Source organism: Epilithonimonas caeni DSM 17710, assembly GCF_000426465.1.
Lineage (GTDB): Bacteria > Bacteroidota > Bacteroidia > Flavobacteriales > Weeksellaceae > Epilithonimonas > Epilithonimonas caeni.
Map to the genome: position 1 here is coordinate 246,736 of NZ_KE384527.1, position 19,455 is coordinate 266,190.

Genomic DNA, 19,455 nt, shown 5'->3' on the forward strand with positions numbered 1-19,455 from the left:
ATTTTACCTTAAAAGAGCAAAAATGAATTTAACAAAAAGATTATTTTTAGGATTAGGAATTGGCGTATCTGCCTTTGCTTTTTCTCAAAACGTCCAACCTGTATTAACAGGTGCTCCATTTCTGAGAATTTCTCCAGATGCAAGAGCTGGTGGTATGGGTGACCAAGGGGTGGTCACATCTACCGATGTATTCTCACAATTTTGGAATGCTGCAAAATATCCTTTTGCAAAAGTATCTTCAGGATTCGGTGTTAACTATACTCCATATATGAGTAAGCTTACCAGCGATGTATTCCTACTTTACGGGTCATTCTATACATTTTTAGGAGATGAGGAAAGATCGACACTTAGTGCGAGTATCTACTATTTCAATATGGGGGAAGTTGATCTTACAAGCATTGTAGGAAATGACGTACAACAAATGGGAACATCAAAACCAAATGAATTCTCTATTGACCTTGCCTATGGCCTGAAATTGACAGACACTTACTCCATGGCAGTTACCGGGCGATTCATCAGATCAGATCTAGGAGGAAACTTCGGGTCTACAGATGGAACGTTGAAACCTGCCAATACATTTGCTGTAGATGTTTCTGGATACTTTATGTCTCCAAAGCATGAAAGTATCAGTGGTTATGAAGGCCGTGTAAAAGCAGGTTGGGCAGTACAGAACTTAGGTCCAAAACTAGACTACACAGGAGATGAAGAATCCAGGTCTTATCTTCCTACTATGGCAAGATTAGGTTTAGGCTATGATTTATTGATTGATGATCAAAACCGTTTCAGCTTAAGCGGAGAAGCTTCTAAGATATTGGTCCCTGGGCCGGATGAAACCACAGGACAAATTCCAAATGTTGGTGTAATGGAAGGAATCGGAAAATCATTCAGTAATAAGAAAAGTATCATGTTCAGCGGAGCTGCGGAATACTCGTATGATGAAACTTTTGCTTTAAGAGCCGGTTATTTCACAGAAGCACCGGAACAAGGTGCCAGACAATATGCAACCGTGGGTGTTGGGTTCAAGTATGCCTCATTTGGATTAGACCTTTCTTATCTTATCAATACGTCTAAGATCAATTCGGCCTTGGATAATACGCTTAGATTTGGTTTGACCTGGAACATTGGTAGCGAAACTTATAACGCAACAGACTATTAATATTATTTTATTAACTATATTTTTTAAAATGCCTCTTCTCATAAGAGGCATTTTATTTTTAAATTTGTAGTATGAACTATAGTTCCGAACTCAAAAAATTTTTGACGAGCCAGTACATCTATTCCGGGGCAAGGATTGCTTTGGCAATTGTAATTCCCAGTATTATTTTGGCACAGTTCGGATTATTGAAAGAATATTTCCTATTTCCACTCGGAACCAGTTTTGTTGGACTTACAGACCAGCCAGGACCTTTTATCAGAAGAAGGAATACTTTATTACTATCCATATTTTCTTTCTTTCTGATTGCTTTATTCGCAAGTATTATCAAAGATTTCCCGATTGCAGTTTATCTGGAGATCATCCTTTGTGGATTTTTCTTTTCGATGATTGGTGTTTACGGGTTACGGTTGGCAACATTCGGTTCTTTGGCACTTGTTGTCCTAAGTATCTTTATTGACGGACATCTTACAGGCGATGATATTTTCAGAAGCTCTTTTATATTCTTCTTAGGTTGTTTCTGGTTTTTTATAGTATTCATGGTGGTCTCTACATTACAACCTTATAAATTGGCAAGTCAGGTTGTTGGAGAAAATTACTTGGAATTGGCGGACTATCTACGGATCAAAGCCAAATATTACACAAAAGATCCAGACTTTGATTCATTATTAAATCAATTGATCTCTCAACAGATCAAAATAAAGAACCATCAGGAAGATACCCGGGAGATCGTTTTTAAAACCAGAAAGATCGTTAACGAATCTACGACCCAAAGTAGGATCCTTATGTTGATGTTTCTCAATTCTGTCGACCTCTATGATAAATTGTTAACTTCAGAAAATGATTACAAAAGGATGAATCAGGTTTTTGGAGATACAAAACTGATTCAAAACATTCATTATTATCTGATGCTGATGGCGGATGAGATCACCAATCTCGGAATATCTCTGCAAAGTGGTCTGTCATACAAACAGATCACAAATTTTGATGAAGAGCTGAAAAAGATCTACGATGAGTTTTTTGAGCACCGTTCTCAAAGATTTTCTTCAGAAACTCTGGAAGATTTTATGATGCTACGTCAGGTTTTGATGAGGATCACTGAAATTACCGACGAAGTCAATACTATCCTGAAAGTCAATTCTCAAGATATAAAGCTGGCAAAAAGTTTGTCCACAGGATTGGATTATTCCAAATTTTTACCAAAAGAGGAACAGCTTAACCATAAGGTTTTCTTATCTAATTTTTCTCTTAAATCCGGGCATTTCCGTCATGCGATCAGAGTAACGATCGCGTTGTTGTTAGGTTATATTGTATCCAGGTTTGAGATTCTCGGCATTGGGCATTCTTATTGGATCCTTATTACAATTATCGCCATCCTGAAACCTGCTTATTCAACTACCAAACACAGAAATCTTCTTCGTTTTTTCGGAACCTTGGCCGGGGCGATCATTGCCTATATAATCTTATATTTTTTAGATGAACCGTCCGTGCTTTTGGCAATACTTCTCGTAAGTATGATCATTTGTTTCAGCCTTTTAAAATCCAATTATTTTTGGGCGGTTTTATTTATGACGATCTATATTTTCCTGTCATTCAATTTTCTAAGACCCGGCAACGTCAATCTTATTTTCAAAGATAGATTGTTGGATACTTTGATTGGCGGTGTCATTACGTTTTTAGTCGCTTATTTCATCTTACCGGTTTGGGAACACACCCAGAATCTCGACTTAATGAAAAAATCATCCAAAAGTAATCTGGAATATTTCCGATTGGTCATGGATCATTTCCTCAGGCATGAGCTTGATGATCAAGACTTCCGGTTGAAAAGAAAAAATGCAATTATTGACCTAGCGAATCTTTCAGACAATTTCCAGAGAATGATCTCTGACCCGAAAAATCAGCAAAGAAAATTAGAAACCGTCCATCAATTTGTGACCACGACGCATTTGATCACAGCCTATACAGCATCATTATCCCAATACGCAAAAACAGGTCACGACTTTCCGGAAATTGATTTTGAAAACTGGAAAATCAAGATCTCTGCAGAATTGTTGAGAACCTCTTCCCTGCTCTTTCAGAAAGATCTGGATGAGAAAACCAGAGCTGAAAGCCATATAAAACCGGAAGACCATGTCACAGATCTGTTGGAAAAAAGAAAAGCAGAATTAGAATCCCAGGCCATTTCTAATGAAAGAAAGCCTTTCACAGTAAGTCATTTAACTGAAATTAAAAACATCAAAGAATTACTTGAATTAATCAATGACGTTGCAAAAGATCAGAGAAAGATCATCGAAGAATATCTGATCTATCAATCAACGATTGCTAAACAATAATTGTCAAAAAAAGAAATTCTGGCCTTGAAAAAATCTTCATTTTCAAGGTCATAAACTCTGCTTTTTACGGTAAAATTTGCATGAAGTTCAAAAGGCAGAACATCGTAATGCTTTTTAAGCGACCAATGTTTGCTGTGATGGATCTTGTAAAGTGCCTCTTTCACACACCAGATTGCCGTTAAAAAATCTACTTCTTCATTATTATCAATGAAAATATCCTCGTGAAGAATGAATTTGTGTCGGATGTATCTAATCTTCTCCTTTCTCTTTTCAAGGTCGATTCCGACTTTATTTTTTGAAATGGCCAAGGCGGCCAATGGAAAAGAATGACTTACAGAAATATGCTGATCTTGTGGAAAAAGATAAGGCTCGCCATTTTCTCTATAAAGGATTTTATGGTCAGGAAGAACAGTTTTCAGCATTTTTCTTACCATCAGAACTTCAGCGATCTTGTTAGGATGATAGCCCAAAATCTTATATTGATTTTCCGGCTCCAATAATTCTACCGGGTCAAGCATCTCATTCTCATCATATTCCCAGACCAGAACTGTTGCAACGTCATCAGAGAAATCTTTATAAAGAGGCATCAATTATTTTTTGAATGTCTAAAATTAATAAAAAAACACGACTCTGGAAATTACAAACCTGATTATCAGAACTTAAAAATGCCTTAAAAATGAGGCTTTAGGATTATTTTAACAGTTAAGTAATGTAAATTTGCAGTATCAAAATGAAAAAAGCGATCGTATATGTTCTAATGTTTATTTTTCTGCTGTTCACGGCAGAGAACAAACAGACACTTGATTTCCAGCAAGATTTTGGAACTCAGAATATATCATTGCATCTTCTTTCTTTTGCAAAGAAACATCGTCTGAATCATTCATTGGAAAAGGCATCTTTGCAGCAGATCAACGACTCTTTGGATTCTCCCGAAGAAACTAATCTGAATTTTTCTAATGCTTATAATTTTATTGCGATTGTAACCACATTCGGGTTTGGTTATCTTTTACAATTATATTTCAGACGTAGGACACAAACTTTTCACAAGCCGGAACTCATTCTTTCTTCGGTCAAAAGATTTATTCTGCTGCGTACCATCCGTATTTAAATTTCGATGTTTCAAAAACAAAATTACCCTTATTCCAAAGTGGTAACAATCTCTTTTGCTTTTGAAAATTTCCTATTCAACATTTTGAGTAATCATTGGTTGTGATCTTAATTCTAAAATTGAACATCTGATCGATTATTCTTTCAATATATCCAATCAAAAAAAATAAAATTTATTTAAAATGAAGAGAGTCACACTTACTCTTATTTTCAGCACATTACTGATGATTTTAAGCTGCAACGACAAAAAAGAAGAAAAAGAAGAATCTGTCGTTTATCCCACAACTTCTCCTGTAAAAATGGACACTGTGATCAACAAGGAATTTGTTTCACAGATAAGGTCGGAAAAGAACATCGAGATCCGAGCTCAGGAAAAAGGTTTCCTGGAAAAAATATATGTGGATGAGGGCCAGCATGTGCAAGCCGGGCAGGTTTTGTTCAGGATAATGCCACAACTTTACCAAGCCGATGTTTTAAAAGCTAAAGCTGAGGTTGCCCAGGCAGAAATAGAGTTACAAAACTCCAGCACATTAGCAAATAACAATGTGGTTTCTATTAATGAAAAAAGAATGGCAAAAGCCAAATTGGATGCGGCAAAAGCTGAACTTAATCTTGCTCAAACACATTTGTCATTCACGACGATCAAAGCACCTTTCTCCGGAATCATCGACCGTCTTCCTTTGAAATTGGGGAGTTTGATCGATGAAGGAGACCTGCTGACAACGCTTTCCGATAATGGCGGAATCTATGCTTACTTCAATGTTTCCGAACCGGAATATATCAATTATCAGACACATTCTGCAGAACGCGGGAACAATCAGGTTTCTTTGATAATGGCAAATGGCGAAATTTTCCCAGACAAGGGAACCATCCAAACCATCGAAGGCGAATTCGATAGTGAGACTGGAAATATCGCTTTCCGAGCCAAGTTTCCAAATCCAGATCAACTACTGAGAAATGGAGAAACCGGAAAAATCCAAATGACACTTCCTCTTAAAAACGCATTGATCATTCCCCAAAAGGCCACTTACGAGATCCAGGATCAGAAATATGTTTTTGTTGTTGGAAAAGACGGCGTTGTAAAATCTAAGAACATCAAAATTGCCTATGAACTTCCTGACATCTATGTTGTTTCGGAAGGGATCAATGTTAATGATAAGATCCTTTTGGAAGGTGTCCAGAAAGTGAAGGATGACCAAAAAGTGGAAACCAAATTCCAAGATCCGAAAAAAGTTTTGAACTCATTGAAATTACAAGCGAACTAATAATATAAATGATGATTGCTGATTGATTTTGATTTCAATCTATGATCCTTTCATCTCTCATCTATTATCTTAAAAATAAAACCTTATGTTTAAGAAATTCATACGCAGACCGGTTCTATCGATCGTGATCTCTTTGATCATCGTATTTATGGGAGTCTTGTCTCTGGTAAAACTTCCTGTAACGCAATTCCCTTCTATTTCTCCACCGAAAGTAAACATCACAGCAGAATATCCGGGTGCTAATAACGAATTGCTCATAAAATCTGTCGTCATTCCTTTGGAACGCGGACTAAATGGTGTTCCCGGAATGAAATATATGACCTCTGACGCCGGAAACGACGGTGAAGCGTCAATCCAAGTCGTGTTCGACCTTGGAACGGACCCGAACGTTGCTGCGGTCAACGTTCAGAACCGTGTTTCTTCAGTTGTTAACAAGCTTCCGCCTTTGGTAGTTCGTGAAGGTGTGAAAATCACCCGTGAGGAACCGAATATGCTAATGTATATCAACCTTTACAGCGATAATCCTAAAGCGGACCAGAAATTCCTCTTCAACTACGCAGACATCAACCTGATTTCGGAATTGAAAAGGGTAAGCGGCGTTGGTTTTGCCGACATCCTGGGAACGAGAGAATATGCGATGAGAATCTGGCTGAAGCCCGACAGAATGACGGCTTACGGAATCTCCGCAGATGAAGTGATGGAATCTCTCAACGAGCAGAGTTTGGAAGCTTCTCCCGGAAAAACAGGTGAAAGCTCCGGGAAACGCTCCCAGTCATTTGAATACATTTTGAAATATCCGGGTCGTTTCAATAACGAGAAAGATTATGGCAATATCATCCTGAAAGCCAATCCAAATGGAGAATTCGTAAGACTTAAAGATGTAGCAGATATCGAATTTGGTTCATCCATGTACGACATCTATTCTACTTTGAACGGAAAACCGTCCGCAGCGATTACTTTGAAGCAATCTTACGGTTCCAACGCAAGTGATGTTATCAAGAATGTCAAAGTTCTGATGAAGGATTTGGAAAAAACATTCCCAAAAGGTATGCATTACGAGATCAGTTATGACGTTTCCAGATTCCTGGATGCATCGATCGAGAAAGTAGTTCATACATTATTCGAAGCGTTCATACTGGTAGCCATAGTGGTTTTCCTGTTCTTGGGAGACTGGCGTTCGACCTTGATTCCGACAATCGCTGTTCCGGTTTCTTTGATAGGAACATTTGCAGTGATGTCAGCCTTTGGAATTACACTGAATTTGATTTCACTCTTTGCTTTGGTAATGGCCATCGGGATCGTTGTCGATGATGCGATTGTGGTAATAGAAGCGGTCCACGCCAAGATGGAAGAGAAACACCTGTCACCACTCAAGGCAACGGAAGAAGCAATGCACGAGATCAGCGGGGCAATTATCGCCATCACCTTGGTAATGGCTTCGGTTTTCATTCCTGTTGCGTTCATGTCCGGTCCGGTTGGTGTTTTCTATCGCCAGTTTTCTATCACAATGGTGTCTTCGATTATTTTATCAGGAGTTGTCGCATTGACATTGACACCAGCATTGTGTGCTTTGATTTTGAGAAACAATCACGGAAAAGAGAAAAAGAAAACACCGATCAACAGATTTTTGGATGGCTTCAATAATCTGTTTACAGTTGGGGCTGGAAAATACCATAACCTGCTTACAAAAGTAGTAACCAGAAAAATAATCACGCTTCCATTGCTTTTACTATTCTGTTTGGGAACTTTTTTCCTAAGCAACAGATTGCCTTCCGGATTTATTCCAAGTGAAGACCAGGGAATGATTTATGCGATCATCCAGACACCGCCCGGATCAACGCTGGAAAGAACCAATCAGATCGCTCTTGAACTTCAGAAGCAATGCGAAGAGATAGACGGTGTTTCATCGGTCTCATCTTTGGCAGGTTATGAGATTTTGACAGAAGGAACAGGTTCCAACTCCGGAACTTGTTTGATCAATCTAAAAAAATGGGACGAAAGAAAAGAATCCGCAACAGAGATCATTGAGCAGCTGGAACAAAAAGCGAAGGAAATCCCTGGAGCGAATATAGAATTCTTCCAACCACCATCAATTCCTGGTTATGGAGCAGCCGGCGGTTTTGAATTAAGACTTCTGGACAAAGCCGGAAGCGGAGATTATCACAAGATGGAACAAGTGAGCAATGATTTTGTCAAAGAATTGAAAAAACGTCCGGAATTGGGTTCAGCTTTCACTTTCTATTCCGCAAGTTTTCCTCAGTATATGCTGAAAGTAGATAATGATCTGGCTGAACAAAAAGGTGTGACAATTGAAAAAGCGATGGACAACCTTTCGACTTTGATCGGATCCAATTACGAGACGAGTTTTATCAGATTCGACAGACCTTATAAAGTGATTGTTCAGGCCGGTCCCCAATACCGTGCGTTGCCAAGTGATTTATTAAAATTATATGTCAAAAATGATAAAGACCAGATGGTTCCCTATTCTGATTTTATGCATCTTGAAAAAGTATATGGATTATCGGAAATCACACGACACAATATGTACAACTCTTCCGAGGTTAGTGGAACACCAGCTCCCGGATATAGTTCCGGAGATGCGATTAAAGCCATTCAGGAAGTGGCGGACAAAACGTTGCCTAGAGGTTTCGGAATCGACTGGGCAGGGATTTCCAAAGACGAAGTTTCCAGAGGTAACGAAGCGATCTATATTTTCCTGGTTTGTCTTGGATTTGTTTACCTGATCCTTTCTGCTCAGTACGAAAGTTTCATACTTCCATTACCAATTATCTTGTCTTTACCGACAGGGATTTTCGGAGCGTTTTTATGTCTCTCGCTTTTCGGACTAGAAAATAACATTTATGCACAGGTGGCGATGGTAATGCTCATCGGATTACTCGGAAAAAATGCCGTGCTGATTGTCGAATTTGCAGTTCAGAAAAAAGCGGAGGAAGGATTATCAACAAAAGAAGCCGCATTACAAGGTGCATCTTTGAGATTCCGTCCAATTTTGATGACATCATTCGCTTTTATCGCTGGATTGATTCCATTAGCTTTGGCAACCGGACCTGGAGCCGTTGGTAACAGAACCATCGGAACTGCGGCTGCAGGAGGTATGCTCATCGGAACTATTTTCGGATTGATGATTATTCCTGGATTGTACTACATTTTTGCCAACATTGCTGCTAAGTCCAAACTGACTTACTATGAAGAAGAAAATCCCTTAACAGAACAAACTGAACCTTACCAACATGATGGAAAATTTGAAGATAAATAAAAATATAATAGCTGGAGTATTCATTTCATTAGCATTGATTGGATGCAAGGCACCAATGGCGACCAAAATTCAGGATAGAGTAAAAGAAACCATCCCTCAGAATTTTGAGAATCAGACTGCTTCGGAAAACAATTCCGGAATTACGCCCTGGAAAGAGTTTTTCACAGACCCCAATCTCGTGAAATTGATTGATGAAGCTTTGAAAAATAATCAGGAATTAATGATTACGCTTCAGCAAATCGAAATCGCAAAAAGCGATGTGATGTACAAAAATGGAAAGCTAAGTCCGACTGTTGCTGCAAAATTAGGAGCCGGAATTGAAAAAGTCGGCCGTTATACAAGCACAGGAGCTGGTGATGCTTCAACAGAAATAACGGATGGAAAAGAAGTTCCTGAGAATTTAGGAAATTTTGAAGGTGGATTGGTTGCCAACTGGGAAGTTGATATCTGGCATAAGTTAAGAACCGAGAAACAAGCAGCTGTCGCCCATTATTTGTCAACAGTTGAGGGAAAGAATTTTGTCTTGTCAAGTTTGATTGCAGAAGTTGCTGATAATTATTATGAATTATTGTCGCTTGATAATCAGTTGGATATCATTCATCAGTACATGGATTTGCAGAAAAAAGCACTCGAAGTGGCTAAAATCCAAAAGCAAGCAATGGCTGCAACGGAATTGGCCGTTAAAAAATTCGAGGCTGAATTGGCAAAATCCAATGCGACTGAATATGATTTGAAACAACAAATCACGGAAAAGGAAAATCAGATCAATGCTTTGTTGGGACGCTACCCACAACCGATTGTAAGAACCAAAGAAAGCTTTATGTCGATTGTTCCACAAACGGTTTATACCGGGATTCCGTCTCAGTTATTGGCGAACCGTCCTGACATCAAACAAGCGGAATTGGAGTTACAATCTGCAAAATTGGATGTGGAAGCGGCAAGAAAAGAATTCTATCCAAGCCTTGAGATCAATGCTGCGCTTGGTCTGGAAGCTTTCAAACCAACTTATCTTGTGAAAATGCCCGAATCGATTGCTTACAGTTTGGTTGGGGAATTAGCTGGCACGCTGATCAATAAGAGTGCGATACAGGCGAACTTCAAATCGGCTGATGCAAAACAAATCCAGGCTTTGTATGAATATGACAAAACCATTTTGAGCGCTTATCTGGATATTACCAACCAAATGTCAGCGATCAAAAACCTCGATAAATATTACGAAATGAAGTCCCAGGAAGTCCAGGCACTTGACCAAGGAATCGATATCGCAAACCAACTATTTCGAAATATGAGAGCTGATTACCTGGAAGTTCTGATGAATCAGCGTGATGCCTTAGACGCCAAAATGGAACTCATCGAAGCCAAAGAAAGACAGCTGAGCACCGTTGTGAATATCTACAAAAGCTTAGGTGGCGGTTGGAAATAAGACATTCATTATTCTCTCTATACGTAATGCTCTCGGAAATTTTTTCGGGAGCATTTTTTTGTGACATATTCAATATTTGCAATATAAAAGCTGTTTTTTTGAAAAAATATTTACATAAATTTACTGGTTTATAAGTCAATCAGGTAGTTTCATTTTGAAATTAATTTTAACAGTTTTTCTCGTCATCGGTACAATCATCAAAGCACAAAATAGCCGGGATGCAGAAACTTTGTTCCTGGAATCCAAGGATTTACTTTATAAAAAACCTTCGGAATCTGCTGTTATTTCAGAATTCCTTTCCAAAAACAGTTCGGATGATAATGATAAAATAAAAGCACTTTTGCTTCTTACCGAAAGTTATTTGATAAGAGGCGATTACAATTCTGCGAGTGAAACATTATTTCAATGTCTTGAACTCTCAAAAAAATCTAATCGTCCGGAAAATGAATCTCAAATCAACTTTCTACTGGCAAGACTTTGTGATGAATTGGGAATTGAGTTTTCTCAATTATATCTTATCAAAGATGAAAAGGAAATCACTCAGAATTATTATGAAAAAGCCATAAAATCTTACTCCGATTCTAACTGGCATCAAACGATCAAGGATCTAAAACTATTTGAAAAACAGAAAAATAAATCGTTTCCAGAACTGAGCAATTTCTACTACGCACTCTCCTATTCCAATCTTGGAAAGCTGGATTCGGCTCGGTATTATGCTCAAAAAATTAAGAATTATGAACCCTATTATTTTTATACGAAAGCAAAGATTGAATCTTCAGGAAAAGAGTCCGATAAGACTATTGATCATCTCGAATATTTGAAGCCAATCAATAAAAAAGTTCAGGATATTTGGCTGAGAAACGAGATCTATAATTGGTTTGTTGAGAATTATGATGAATTAAAAAACAAGGAAAAATATCGTGAATATTATCAGCTTCAGACTGCTTTTCAAGATTCATTGAGCACAGTAAAAGAAAACGCCAGAATCTCTTTTTTGAATAAGATCGGTCAAAAACAGGATGAAATTCTGGAGACAAAGGCCGAGCAACAAATAAAGATGATCTACCTCATTGCAATCGCGGTTTTGCTTGTGTTCACGGTTGCTTATTTCTTTAATCGAAAATTAAACCGAAAACGGAACGATTACGAAAAATCCAGACAGGAAGCCGAAGACAGGGAGAAATTCATTGCTGAAAATAAAGCGCAGGAAAGTGGCGGAAAAATTGTAATCCCTGACAAAACAATTAGTTTTTTGCTGGAAAAATTGGAAAAATTCGAGTCAAATAATGAATATCTTGACCCAGCAATTTCGCTCAATCTCCTTGCAGAAAACCTGAACACGAACACCAAGTACCTATCCGAAATCATCAATACTTATAAGAATAAAAATTTCCACTCGTACATCAATGAACTGAGAATCAATTACATCATCAGTAAACTAAAAAACGATCCGGTCTATTTGAAATACAAGGTCAGTCATTTGGCCCAAGAAGCCGGATTTTCTTCACATAGTTTGTTTTCTACCGTTTTCAAGCAGGTTACAGGACATTCGCCTGCTTCGTTTATTAAAACAATCAAAAATCAATAAGATGAGCGTATTTAGAATTTTCATATTAATGATTTTGGTTGTTTTGGGAAGCTTTTCTTTCGCACAAAACAATAAGGAAATCGACAGTCTGATTGGTTCTGCCAATACATTTTTATTCAAAAATCCTGAAAAGACCATTGAAATCGGAAAAGAAATTTTGAAGAAAAAAGATATTTCTGATTCCTATAAGATCTCATCTTACATCTTGATATCCAACGGGTATTCGGGTTTGAGCAATTACCAAAAAGCGATTGAATTTGCCCTGAAAGCCAACGAATTATCCGAAAAAACAAAAGATAATGCTAATCAAATCAGAACTTTAGGATTAATTGGAAATCTCTATATCCGGATAGAAATGCGTGACGAAGCGTGGCATTATCTGGACAAAGCGGACAAACTTTCGCAATCGGTTTCTCTGCCAGATTCTATGAAATATCTGATTGGAAATATCAACTTGCTGAAAGGTTTTCTTTATAAAAGAAGTCTCGATTGTGGTTATGCGATTAAGCATTTTAATAAAGCTATTGCGGAATTTCAGAAAGATAAAGGCAATGGATTTGCGGTTGCCAATCTCGGGCAGGCTTACAATCAGAAAGGTAATTGTTATCTGGATATCGATAAAGATTCGGCGCAAGTCAGTTTTGAAAAAGGTTTGGCCAATGCGAGAAAAAACGGTGCGAAATCTCTGGAATGCATTGCATTGATCGGGCTTTCTGAAATCAAAAACTCAAAGAATGATTTCAAAATATCTAACGACATCCTGTTTTCTGCACTTCCTCTTTCCAAAGAAGTGAATCAAATCGAAATGGAAAGTCGGATCTACAAATTATTGGCTGAAAATTATATCGAGCTTGATGATTTTGAAAATCATTTGAAATACCAAAATTTATTTGATTCTATCCAGTCAAGATTTTCTAAAGAAGAAATAAGAACGGTTAACGACCTTATCAAAAAGAGAAATGAGTTCAAGCAGAAAACTTATGAATCAAAACAGAAAAATTCTAAAATCATCATTTGGGTTCTTCTTGGGATTTTAATTTTTTCAATCTTTATATTAAGTTATTTTTTAGTGAAAAAGTTGAGAAAAATTAATAAAAACATCGAAAAATAAAATTGCTTAATACAAAAATATCATGAGAAAAATTATCTGATTTCCAGTCATTTAATAATAAAAAACTTTTGTTTTCTTGAAATTTTCAGATATCTAAAAGCATATTTCTCCGCTTTATGAAATTATGGTTCTAATTTTACTCAAAAGAAATTTTATATGAAGAGTAAATTTATCCTTGTAGCATTATTGGTTTCATTTTTGAAAATCAATGCTCAGCAGACGCCAGTCTTTAAAATGGTAAAAGATATCAATCCTTCCGGCGATTCTTTACCAGAGAATCTTATCAAACTTGAGTCAAAAATTTATTTTGTAGCTGATGATGGTGAACACGGAAAAGAACTTTGGGTAACAGATGGTGAAGAGACAAAGCTGGTAAAAGATATCAATCCCGGAAGTAACGGTTCTGATGTGAGCAATCTAAAAATTCTTAACGGAAAATTGATTTTTACTGCCACAGATGAAACGAACGGAAACGAACTCTGGACATCTGACGGTACAGAAGCCGGAACAGTACTTGTGAAAGATATGTATCCGGGAAGTGGCGGCTCTTATGCTTTTGAATTTGTGGAGTTCAACAATGCTTTATATTTCAGGTCAGAGGATGGTGTCCACGGAACCGAACTTTGGAAAACAGACGGTACTGAAGCTGGAACGGTAATGGTTACAGACCTTCGTGAAGGAGAATTTGGTTCTAATCCTTCTTACTTTACTGTTCTGAATAATAAGCTTTACTTCAATGCCCTTGACGGATTCGATTTTGACAATGGACAACACGGTTTCGAACTCTGGGTTACAGACGGAACCGAGGCCGGAACCCATATGGTAAAAGATATTCACGCAGAAAGTTCCAACCCTTCCAACCTGAAAGCGTTTGGCAATAAAATCTATTTCAATGCCGATGATGGTACAAACGGCATCGAACTATGGGCTACAGACGGCACAAGCACCGGAACTTACATGGTCAAAAACATCAATACCGGCGGAAACGGGAACTCTATCCCTGCGGATTTTATTGATTTCAACGGAAAATTATTTTTCACAGCATATAGCAGCGAAACCGGTAGGGAAATATGGACGACAGACGGTACTGAAGCTGGAACTAACATTTTAAAAGATGTCTACGAAGGAATTGACAATGGTGTAATTCCACAGTTTAAATATATCATTTATAACAATAAATTGTTCATGACATTGAAGGATGCTGAACATGGAGGAGAAATCTGGGCAACCGACGGAACACCGGAAGGAACTCAATTATTTATGGATGTCTTCCCAGGTCCCGGTGATTCTATGGGTGTCACTATTTCACCAATGCTTTTCCAGGTGATGGGAGGTAAACTATACTTCAGAGCGGTGAACAATGACGAATTCTATCAACTATGGAAGTCAGACGGAACTTTAGCAGGAACCCAAAAGATAGCGGCTGACCCACAGAATCCGTCACAGGATGCATTAGGTTACACACCTTATTTTACTGCAATGGGTGATAAATTATATTTCACGGCAAAATATAACGATAGCGGTTATGAACTGTGGACCGTAGCTGCTGACGCAGCAATGGCTGTAACCGATTTTAATAAAAATAAATTCTCTGTTTATCCAAATCCAGTTGCTGATATTATCAATATTTCCGGAGATTCGCAGATCTCTTCTGTTCAGGTTTATGACTATTCCGGGAAATTATTATTGGGTAATCCAGCTAATACAAAAAAACTACAGATGAACGTTTCTTCTTTACCAAAAGGAAATTATGTTATTAAAATTTTATCTGAACAAAAAAGCAGTTCGTATAAAATTATCAAAAAGTAAGATTTTTCAATTTTTAAGTTTAACCCGGGAGTTTTTTGGCTTTCGGGTTTTTGTTTTCAAATAAATTTTCAAAATATACCAATTGGTATATAATTTGTTTATCTTTGCAAAGTCAATTCAAAATAAATAATGTCAAAAGCAGAAAAAACAAGACAGTTCATCATAGAACAAACCTCAGAACTTTTCAATAAGAAAGGTTATGCAGGAACGTCTTTGTCCGACATTACTTCTGCAACCGGATTAACAAAAGGAAGCATTTATGGAAATTTCGAAAACAAAGATGAAGTGGCCAAAGAAGTTTATCTTTATAATTCTAAAAGGCTCCAAACAGATTTCGTTAATCAATTAAACAGCGAAATGACAACTCGTGAAAAACTATTCACAATTATAGATTATTACAGAAAAACCTGGGAAGTCAATTTCTCCCGTGGTGGTTGTCCACATCTTAATACTGCTGTAGAAGCTGACGATACAATGCCTTTCCTTAAAGCTGAAGTTGCTAAGAATTTTGAAAATTGGGCGAATCAATGGAATCGAATTTTAGAAAAAGGAAAAACTCAAAACGAAATTATAGAAAGTATTGATTCTCAGAAATATGCTTATCAATTCATTGCATTGATAGAAGGTGGAATTCTGCTTTCAAAAACGATGAATAACAAAACTCATCTTTTCAACGCCTTAGAAAGAATCGAAAAAATCATCGACACAGAATTGATCAAATAATTTTTTTAACTTAAAATATACCGATTGGTACAAAAAAACTATGAAAGCATTTACATTACAACGCTACAGCAAAACAGACAAACTTGAGTTAGTAGAATTTCCAGAACCCAGTCTACAGGAAAATGAAGTTTTGGTAGAGATTCATTCTGCAAGTATCAATCAACTGGATAGCAAACTGAAAAGTGGGGAATTCAAGATGATACTTCCCTACAAGTTCCCTCTGATCTTGGGACACGATATCGCAGGAATTGTCAAAAAAAATGGTTCAAAAGTGCAGAATTTTAAAGTTGGAGACGAAGTTTTCTCCAGACTTCCCGATTTCCATATTGGTGCGTTTGCAGAATATGTTACGATCAATGAAAACTTTGTCGCTCTGAAACCAAAAAACATTTCGATGGAAGAGGCGGCTTCGATTCCATTGGTAGCGTTGACTGTTTGGCAGGCATTGATTGAAAAGGCTAATTTGAAAAAAGGTCAAAAAGTATTTGTACAGGCTGGTTCTGGTGGTGTCGGAACCATTGCGATTCAGCTGGCAAAACATTTGGGCGCTTTCGTTGCAACCACAACCAGCGAAAAGAATTTCGATTTGGTAAAACGGCTCGGGGCCGATGTTATCATCGATTATAAAACTCAGGACTTTGAAAATATTCTAACCAGTTATGACCTGGTCCTGAACAGCCAAAATCAGGAAACTTTGGAAAAATCACTCAGAATATTGAAAGCCGGCGGAAAATTGATCTCAATCTCAGGTCCGCCAGATCCGGCTTTTGCAAAAGAAATTGGACTCAACTTTTTTTTGAAGTTTATTATATCACTTTTAAGTCGCAAAACAAGAAAAGAAGCAAAAAAACAAAATATAGATTATTCCTTTCTGTTTATGCAGGCCAATGGAAAACAACTTTCAGAAATCAGAAAGCTTATCGAAGCTGATATAATAAAACCAACCATAGACAAAATATTCCCTTTTGAACAAACAAATGACGCCATCAATTACGTCGAAAGCGGACGAGCAAAGGGAAAAGTAGTTATCAAAATAAAATAATACATCTCACATTATGAAAACAACCAACAACACAGTATTTATCTCCGGCGGTTCAGCTGGAATCGGACTAGAAATCGCAAAATCATTTTCAGAAAAAGGAAACAAGGTTATCATCAACGGAAGAAATCAGGAACGCCTCGATAAAGCTTTGGAACAATTGGAAAATGCCATTGGAATTCAGGGCGATTTGTCCATTGAAAGTGAAAGAATCAGAATAGCAAATGAATTGATCCAGAATCATCCGGACCTCAACATTGTCATCAACAATGCCGGCGAAGCTTATTATTACAACTTGGCGGATAATTCCGATTCTTATGAACTAGCCAGGAAAGAAATAAACACCAATTATCTGACGATCATCCATTTTACGGAATTGTTGCTTCCACATCTATTGCAAAAAGATTCTGCAGTTGTCAATGTAACATCCATTGCATCATTGGTTTCTTATGCGCCTGTTCCGACTTACGCTGCCAGCAAAGCTGCGCTTAGAAGCTATACACAATCACTTAGAAACGCTTTGAAGGAAACATCAGTTAAGATTTTCGAAGTTTTGCCACCTTTGGTCAATACTAGTTTTTCAGCAGAAATTGGTGGCGAAAACGGAATTCCGCCAAAAGAAGTGGCAGACGAATTATTGACAGCTCTGGAACAAAATCAGTTCGATGTCCCTGTTGGGCAGACCAAAGTTGTTCTCAGTGTTTTTCAAGAAGCTTTAGCGAAATTGAGTCACAATTGAATTTGCTAAACAAAATTAAACTTATTTTTAAGACGCAGAAATTGCCTTGGCGACTTATAAACATTTTAATAAATACGGGATTTTACGCCTTTGCGATTAAATATAAAAATTATGGATAGATTAGCACATTTGAGATCGTTGATCGGAGAAGAGTTTACAGATTCGCCTTCACCTTTTATGCGCTGGCTGAAACCGATCGTTGTTTCTGCAGAAAAGGGACATTTGGAATTTCGATATACAATTCGTCCGGAATGGCTCAATCCAATTGGGAATCTTCATGGTGGTGTAACAGCAGCTATCATTGATGATGTTCTGGGCGCAACAATGTTTTCTCTTAATGAACCAACTTTCTATACAACCATTAACAATGTCATCGATTATTTCTCAATCGGGAAAGAAGGCGAAAATATCATTGCCGAAACACATATCACCAAATTGGGAAAATAATTCATCAACGCTACTTGCGAGATCTGGAATGCAGAAAAAACCAGACTGATTGCAAAAGGCACCTCAAACTTATTCAAAACTCAAATTACAAGATAATGAAACGAGTCGTAATCACAGGAATGGGCGCAGTAACGCCATTGGGAAATGACGTAGAAACTTTCTGGAGCAACATCCTGAAAGGCGAAAGTGGTGTGGACAAGATCACTCATTTCAATGCAGAGAAATTCAAAGTACAATTTGCAGCCGAAGCCAAAAACTTCACGCCGGAAAAATATCTGGACAGGAACGAAATCAAACGAAGTGACCTTTTCACACAATACGCCCTTTATGCAGCCGCTCAGGCAATGGAAGATTCCGGATTGACTTTTAATGACTTCGACCCTTTTGATATCGGCGTCATCTGGGGAACCGGACAAGGCGGAATGGAAACCTTTGAAAATGAAGTCACAGAATATGTTTCAGGCGATGGAACACCGAGATTCAGTCCGTTTTTTGTTCCGAAACTCATTGCCAATATGGCTTCGGGAATGATTTCTATGAAATATGGCTTGCGGGGAATCAATTATACTACAGTTTCTGCCTGTGCAACCTCAAACACTGCCTTTATGGATGCCTTCAATTATATCCGTTGGGGAAAAGCGAAAGTGATTGTGAGCGGTGGTTCGGAAGCTCCGATTACTCCAGCATCTGTTGGTGGTTTTTCATCAATGAAAGCCATGTCTACAAGAAACGATAATCCAAAAGCCGCAAGCCGGCCTTATGATGTGGAACGTGATGGTTTTATAATGGGCGAAGGCGCCGGAGCATTGATTTTGGAAGAATATGAACATGCTAAAGCCAGAGGAGCCAAAATCTATGCAGAATTGATTGGCGCAGCAATGACCGCGGATGCCTATCATATGACCGCACCTCATCCGGAAGGAATTGGAGCCGCAAAATCTATGGAATTAGCTTTACAAGATGCAGAAATTCTACCAGAACAAATCGATTATCTTAATCCACACGCCACTTCTACCCCACTTGGAGACTTAGCAGAACTAAATGCCATCAATAAAGTTTTCAACGGTAGCCAGAATCTTGACATTAGTGCAACCAAATCTATGACCGGACATTTATTGGGTGCTGCGGGCGCTGTAGAAGCGATTATTTGCATCAAAGCGATTCAGGAGAATGTTATTCCAGCGACAATCAATGTTTCAAAATTGGATGAGAATATTCCGGAAGGCATTAATATCGTTACTGAAAAAAAAGAAAAACCAATCAACATCGCTATGAGCAATGCGTTTGGTTTTGGCGGTCATAACTCGACGGTTATTTTTAGGAAAATCTAAATTAAAACACTTCGACTCCGCTCAGTGTGACATTTTTAATAATAAATGTTCGAATTTTAGCAATGTCAGTCTGAGGTTCTCGAAGACATAAAAAATAACAAAGGCTTAGT

The 19,455-nt window shown here is 37.8% G+C and carries 15 protein-coding genes; 14 read left to right on the forward strand and 1 reads right to left on the reverse strand.

Annotation, left to right across the window (positions count from 1 at the left end):
• Positions 1-22: 22 nt before the first annotated feature.
• Positions 23-1,156 (forward strand): type IX secretion system outer membrane channel protein PorV, encoded by a 1,134-nt coding sequence (gene porV / locus K319_RS0116200; protein WP_027384553.1) that lies wholly within the window; start codon positions 23-25, stop codon positions 1,154-1,156.
• Positions 1,157-1,227: 71 nt separating this feature from the next.
• Positions 1,228-3,486, forward strand: a complete 2,259-nt coding sequence (locus K319_RS0116205; protein ID WP_027384554.1) for an FUSC family protein — start codon at positions 1,228-1,230, stop codon at positions 3,484-3,486.
• Here K319_RS0116205 and K319_RS0116210 read toward each other — a convergent pair.
• A complete protein-coding gene (locus K319_RS0116210; protein WP_027384555.1) occupies positions 3,462-4,073 on the reverse strand; it encodes a 4'-phosphopantetheinyl transferase family protein in 612 nt (203 codons plus the stop codon). The genes K319_RS0116205 and K319_RS0116210 overlap by 25 nt on opposite strands.
• Positions 4,074-4,216: 143 nt before the next feature.
• Here K319_RS0116210 and K319_RS0116215 point away from each other — a divergent pair, with 143 nt between their 5' ends.
• The 12 genes from K319_RS0116215 (at position 4,217) to fabF (ending at position 19,345) form a co-directional block, all read left to right on the forward strand.
• Entirely contained in the window at positions 4,217-4,594 is a 378-nt protein-coding gene (locus K319_RS0116215) for a hypothetical protein (RefSeq protein WP_027384556.1), read from the forward strand.
• Positions 4,595-4,775: 181 nt separating this feature from the next.
• On the forward strand, positions 4,776-5,858 hold the full coding sequence (locus K319_RS0116225; RefSeq protein ID WP_027384557.1) for an efflux RND transporter periplasmic adaptor subunit: 1,083 nt from the start codon (positions 4,776-4,778) through the stop codon (positions 5,856-5,858).
• 85 nt (positions 5,859-5,943) lie between these two features.
• Entirely contained in the window at positions 5,944-9,135 is a 3,192-nt protein-coding gene (locus K319_RS0116230; RefSeq protein ID WP_027384558.1) for an efflux RND transporter permease subunit, read from the forward strand.
• Positions 9,113-10,558: a TolC family protein gene (locus tag K319_RS0116235; protein ID WP_027384559.1), complete on the forward strand. Its 1,446-nt coding sequence runs from the start codon at positions 9,113-9,115 to the stop codon at positions 10,556-10,558. Before K319_RS0116230 ends, K319_RS0116235 begins: the two co-directional genes overlap by 23 nt.
• 154 nt (positions 10,559-10,712) lie before the next feature.
• Positions 10,713-12,146, forward strand: a complete 1,434-nt coding sequence (locus K319_RS0116240) for a helix-turn-helix domain-containing protein (protein ID WP_027384560.1) — start codon at positions 10,713-10,715, stop codon at positions 12,144-12,146.
• 1 nt (position 12,147) lies between these two features.
• Positions 12,148-13,257, forward strand: coding sequence for a tetratricopeptide repeat protein (locus K319_RS0116245; RefSeq protein ID WP_156907119.1), 1,110 nt, complete (start codon positions 12,148-12,150; stop codon positions 13,255-13,257).
• Positions 13,258-13,413: 156 nt separating this feature from the next.
• Positions 13,414-15,066: an ELWxxDGT repeat protein gene (locus K319_RS20635; protein ID WP_051230762.1), complete on the forward strand. Its 1,653-nt coding sequence runs from the start codon at positions 13,414-13,416 to the stop codon at positions 15,064-15,066.
• A gap of 129 nt (positions 15,067-15,195) precedes the next feature.
• Positions 15,196-15,789 carry a TetR/AcrR family transcriptional regulator gene (locus K319_RS0116255; protein WP_027384562.1) on the forward strand — a complete coding sequence of 198 codons (594 nt, stop codon included), beginning with the start codon at positions 15,196-15,198 and terminating at the stop codon, positions 15,787-15,789.
• 40 nt (positions 15,790-15,829) lie between these two features.
• Positions 15,830-16,831: an NADP-dependent oxidoreductase gene (locus K319_RS0116260; RefSeq protein ID WP_027384563.1), complete on the forward strand. Its 1,002-nt coding sequence runs from the start codon at positions 15,830-15,832 to the stop codon at positions 16,829-16,831.
• Between the two features lie 13 nt (positions 16,832-16,844).
• Positions 16,845-17,567 (forward strand): SDR family oxidoreductase, encoded by a 723-nt coding sequence (locus K319_RS0116265; protein WP_027384564.1) that lies wholly within the window; start codon positions 16,845-16,847, stop codon positions 17,565-17,567.
• Between the two features lie 111 nt (positions 17,568-17,678).
• Positions 17,679-18,014 carry a PaaI family thioesterase gene (locus K319_RS20640; RefSeq protein WP_235696125.1) on the forward strand — a complete coding sequence of 112 codons (336 nt, stop codon included), beginning with the start codon at positions 17,679-17,681 and terminating at the stop codon, positions 18,012-18,014.
• Positions 18,015-18,109: 95 nt separating this feature from the next.
• Positions 18,110-19,345, forward strand: a complete 1,236-nt coding sequence (gene fabF, locus K319_RS0116275) for a beta-ketoacyl-ACP synthase II (protein WP_027384565.1) — start codon at positions 18,110-18,112, stop codon at positions 19,343-19,345.
• Positions 19,346-19,455 lie beyond the last annotated feature (110 nt).

Excerpts from the sequence above, each read along its gene's own strand:
- porV (WP_027384553.1), top strand. The coding sequence starts at position 23 with ATGAATTTAACAAAAAGATTATTTTTAGGATTAGGAATTGGCGTATCT.
- K319_RS0116205 (WP_027384554.1), top strand. The coding sequence starts at position 1,228 with ATGAACTATAGTTCCGAACTCAAAAAATTTTTGACGAGCCAGTACATC.
- K319_RS0116210 (WP_027384555.1), bottom strand. The coding sequence starts at position 4,073 with ATGCCTCTTTATAAAGATTTCTCTGATGACGTTGCAACAGTTCTGGTC.
- K319_RS0116215 (WP_027384556.1), top strand. The coding sequence starts at position 4,217 with ATGAAAAAAGCGATCGTATATGTTCTAATGTTTATTTTTCTGCTGTTC.
- K319_RS0116225 (WP_027384557.1), top strand. The coding sequence starts at position 4,776 with ATGAAGAGAGTCACACTTACTCTTATTTTCAGCACATTACTGATGATT.
- K319_RS0116230 (WP_027384558.1), top strand. The coding sequence starts at position 5,944 with ATGTTTAAGAAATTCATACGCAGACCGGTTCTATCGATCGTGATCTCT.
- K319_RS0116235 (WP_027384559.1), top strand. The coding sequence starts at position 9,113 with ATGGAAAATTTGAAGATAAATAAAAATATAATAGCTGGAGTATTCATT.
- K319_RS0116245 (WP_156907119.1), top strand. The coding sequence starts at position 12,148 with ATGAGCGTATTTAGAATTTTCATATTAATGATTTTGGTTGTTTTGGGA.
- K319_RS20635 (WP_051230762.1), top strand. The coding sequence starts at position 13,414 with ATGAAGAGTAAATTTATCCTTGTAGCATTATTGGTTTCATTTTTGAAA.
- K319_RS0116255 (WP_027384562.1), top strand. The coding sequence starts at position 15,196 with ATGTCAAAAGCAGAAAAAACAAGACAGTTCATCATAGAACAAACCTCA.
- K319_RS0116260 (WP_027384563.1), top strand. The coding sequence starts at position 15,830 with ATGAAAGCATTTACATTACAACGCTACAGCAAAACAGACAAACTTGAG.
- K319_RS0116265 (WP_027384564.1), top strand. The coding sequence starts at position 16,845 with ATGAAAACAACCAACAACACAGTATTTATCTCCGGCGGTTCAGCTGGA.
- K319_RS20640 (WP_235696125.1), top strand. The coding sequence starts at position 17,679 with ATGGATAGATTAGCACATTTGAGATCGTTGATCGGAGAAGAGTTTACA.
- fabF (WP_027384565.1), top strand. The coding sequence starts at position 18,110 with ATGAAACGAGTCGTAATCACAGGAATGGGCGCAGTAACGCCATTGGGA.